Consider the following 3613-nt stretch of genomic DNA (forward strand, 5'->3'; position numbering starts at 1 on the left):
TGCGACGGGCGGGCGGGGCCGGGGTGAATCACTTGACGCGTTCACCCATCCCGCGTACATCGCGCGCACTTTCGAGACGTGGGCGGTTCGCCGTCTGTTGAGATCGTCACAATTGAACGGACGGGCTGTGCCCGCCGGAACGCCCAAAGCGCGCGTTCCGGTTTTTTCGTTTGGCTGTTACGGCTCGCTCGGAAACAACACCCGGGCGGCGCTTCGGCGAGGTCCAAAAGAAGGCTCATGAGGCGCCCCGGCCGAAAGGCACACGCCTCCACATCGAAAAGAGACAAATCGTATGCCTACGATCAACCAGCTGATCCGCAAGCCGCGCAAGCCCAAGCCCACCCGTAACAAGGTCCCGGCTCTGGAAGGTTCGCCCCAGCGCCGCGGCGTTTGCACCCGCGTCTACACGACGACTCCGAAGAAGCCCAACTCGGCTCTGCGTAAGGTCGCCAAGGTCCGTCTGGCCAAGAACGGCCACGAAGCCGTTTGCTACATCCCCGGCGAAGGTCACAACCTGCAAGAGCACTCGGTTGTTCTGATCCGCGGCGGCCGCGTGAAGGACTTGCCCGGCGTGCGTTACCACATCCTGCGCGGCGTGCTCGATACGCAAGGCGTCAAGGACCGCAAGCAGCGTCGTTCGCACTACGGCACCAAGCGTCCGAAGTAAGCGAACCGTTTTCAGGCCTGCTGGTCTGGACCCTCAGAGATTTTCCCGGCGTCTGTCGGGCACTGCAAGGAATAACCTATGTCGCGTCGTCACCGCGCCCAGAAGCGTGAAGTTCTGCCGGATCCCAAGTTCGGCGATCTGATCGTCACCAAGTTCATGAACTACGTCATGTACGAAGGTAAGAAGGCCGTCGCCGAGAACATCGTCTATGGCGCCTTCGATATCCTGGCCGAAAAGAAGAAAGACCACACTGCGGTCGAGACCTTCCACACGGCTCTGGACAACGTCGCTCCGTCGGTCGAAGTCCGTTCGCGTCGCGTCGGCGGCGCCACCTACCAGGTGCCGGTCGAAGTCCGTCCCGAGCGCCGTCGCGCCCTGGCTATCCGTTGGCTGGTCAACGCTGCGCGCAAGCGCGGTGAAAACACCATGACGGAAAAGCTGGCGGCTGAGCTGCTGGACGCCTCGAACAACCGCGGCACCGCCGTCAAGAAGCGTGAAGACACCCACAAGATGGCCGAAGCCAACCGCGCCTTCAGCCACTACCGCTGGTAAGCGTCTTCAAAGCGCCATCAGGCGCGCTTATCTGAGACTATCAAGCGCGGGCGGTTTGAGCTAAATCGCCCGCGCTGTCTTATCCGATATCACCTTGGGCGCTCGTCGCGTCCGCGAAGCACCCCGAAGGCAACTCCAATGCCCCGCACACATAAAATCGAAGACTACCGCAACTTCGGCATCATGGCCCACATCGACGCGGGCAAGACGACGACGACCGAGCGGATCCTGTTCTACACCGGCAAGAACCACAAAATGGGCGAGACGCACGATGGCGCGTCCACCATGGACTGGATGGACCAGGAACAAGAGCGCGGCATCACCATCACCTCGGCCGCGACGACCGCCTTCTGGAAAGGCAAGCGCCTCAACATCATCGACACCCCCGGCCACGTGGACTTCACCATTGAAGTCGAGCGTTCGCTGCGCGTCCTCGACGGCGCCGTGACGGTTCTGGACGGCAACGCCGGCGTTGAGCCGCAAACCGAAACCGTCTGGCGTCAGGCCGACAAGTACCGCGTGCCGCGGATCGTCTTCGTCAACAAGATGGACAAGATCGGCGCCGATTTCGCCGCTTCGGTTCAGTCGATCCGCGACCGCCTGGGCGCCAAGGCTGTGCCGATCCAACTGCCGATCGGTTCGGAAAACCTGCTGAAGGGCGTGGTCGACCTGGTCGAGATGAAGGCCTACGTCTGGGAAACGGACACCGTCGGCGCCGACGCCGACATCCGCGAAATCCCGGCTGACATGGCTGAAGAGTGCGCGGCCGCCCGTCAGTACCTGATCGACAACGCTGTCGAGCTCGACGACGAAGCCATGGAAGCCTACCTGGGCGGCGAAGAGCCCTCGGTCGAAGTGCTGAAGAAGTGCATCCGTAAGGCTGTTCTGACCGGCGCCTTCTATCCGATCCTCGGCGGCTCGGCCTTCAAGAACAAGGGCGTTCAGCCGCTGCTCGACGCCGTCATCGACTACCTGCCGTCGCCGACCGACATCCCGGCCACCCCGGGCATCGACTTCAAGACGGAAGAGCCTGTCACCCGCAAGGCTTCGGACGACGAGCCCCTGTCGGTTCTGGCGTTCAAGATCATGGACGACCCCTTCGTCGGCTCGCTGACCTTCTGCCGCCTGTACTCGGGCAAGATGGAAACGGGCATGAGCCTGCTGAACTCGTCGCGCGACAAGCGTGAGCGCGTCGGCCGCATGCTGCAGATGCACTCGAACAACCGCGAGGACATCAAGGAAGCCTACGCCGGCGACATCGTCGCCCTGGCCGGCCTGAAGGAAACCCGCACGGGCGACACCCTGTGCGATCCCCTGAAGTCGCCCGTCATCCTTGAGAAGATGGAATTCCCGGCGCCCGTGATCGAGATCTCGGTCGAGCCCAAGACCAAGGCCGACCAAGAGAAGCTGGGCGTGGCTCTGGCCAAGCTGGCTTCGGAAGATCCGTCCTTCACCGTCTCGACCGACCACGAGTCGGGCCAGACGATCCTGAAGGGCATGGGCGAGCTGCACCTGGACATCAAGATCGACATCCTGCGCCGTACCTACAAGGTCGACGCCACGATCGGCGCGCCGCAGGTGGCCTACCGTGAATCGCTCGGCCGCAAGGTCGACATCGACTACACCCACAAGAAGCAGACCGGCGGTACGGGCCAGTTCGCCCGCGTCATGCTGACGTTCGAGCCGGGCGAACCGGGTTCGGGCTTCATCTTCGAAAACGCCATCGTCGGCGGCGCAGTGCCCAAGGAATACATCCCGGGCGTTGAAAAGGGTCTGAACTCCATCAAGGACAACGGCCTGCTGGCCGGCTTCCCGCTGATCGACTTCAAGGCGACCCTGACGGACGGCAAGTATCACGACGTCGACTCCAGCGTGCTGGCGTTCGAAATCGCGGCCCGCGCCGCCTTCCGCGAACTGAAGGAAAAGGGCGCTCCGAAGCTGCTCGAGCCGATCATGGCGGTCGAGGTCGTGACCCCCGAGGAATACCTCGGTTCGGTCATCGGCGACCTGAACGGCCGTCGCGGCATGATCCAGGGCCAGGACATGCGCGGCAACGCCATCGTCATCAACGCCTTCGTGCCGCTGGCGAACATGTTCGGCTACGTGAACACCCTGCGGGGCATGTCGCAAGGCCGCGCCCAGTTCACCATGCAGTACGATCACTACGAGCCGGTGCCGCAACACGTCGCCGACGAAGTGATCAAGAAGTACGCCTAACACTGTCGCTGTTCCGCCCTATATGGACGGACGCACTTGAAACCCGGGCGGTTTGCGCGCAGACCGCCCGCCTCATCCCCAAACCAATAGGACCCCCGGTTCGGGGACCCAGGAGCTAGAGAATGGCCAAGGAAAAGTTCGAACGTAACAAGCCGCACTGCAACATCGGCACGATCG

Annotated in this window: 3 protein-coding genes; all 3 read left to right on the forward strand. The window is 62.7% G+C overall.

Annotated elements, in window-relative coordinates; translation table 11 throughout:
- The first annotated feature begins 292 nt into the window (after positions 1-292).
- The 3 genes from rpsL to fusA all read left to right on the forward strand — a co-directional run bounded on the left by rpsL (position 293) and on the right by fusA (position 3436).
- Positions 293-667, forward strand: a complete 375-nt coding sequence (rpsL, locus tag DXK21_RS16215; RefSeq protein WP_114818798.1) for a 30S ribosomal protein S12 — start codon at positions 293-295, stop codon at positions 665-667.
- A gap of 78 nt (positions 668-745) precedes the next feature.
- Entirely contained in the window at positions 746-1219 is a 474-nt protein-coding gene (gene rpsG, locus DXK21_RS16220) for a 30S ribosomal protein S7 (protein ID WP_114818799.1), read from the forward strand.
- Between the two features lie 138 nt (positions 1220-1357).
- Positions 1358-3436 carry an elongation factor G gene (gene fusA / locus DXK21_RS16225; protein WP_114818800.1) on the forward strand — a complete coding sequence of 693 codons (2079 nt, stop codon included), beginning with the start codon at positions 1358-1360 and terminating at the stop codon, positions 3434-3436.
- The last annotated feature ends 177 nt before the right edge of the window (positions 3437-3613 follow it).

The sequence above is a fragment of the Brevundimonas bullata genome, assembly GCF_003350205.1.
Taxonomy (GTDB): domain Bacteria; phylum Pseudomonadota; class Alphaproteobacteria; order Caulobacterales; family Caulobacteraceae; genus Brevundimonas; species Brevundimonas bullata.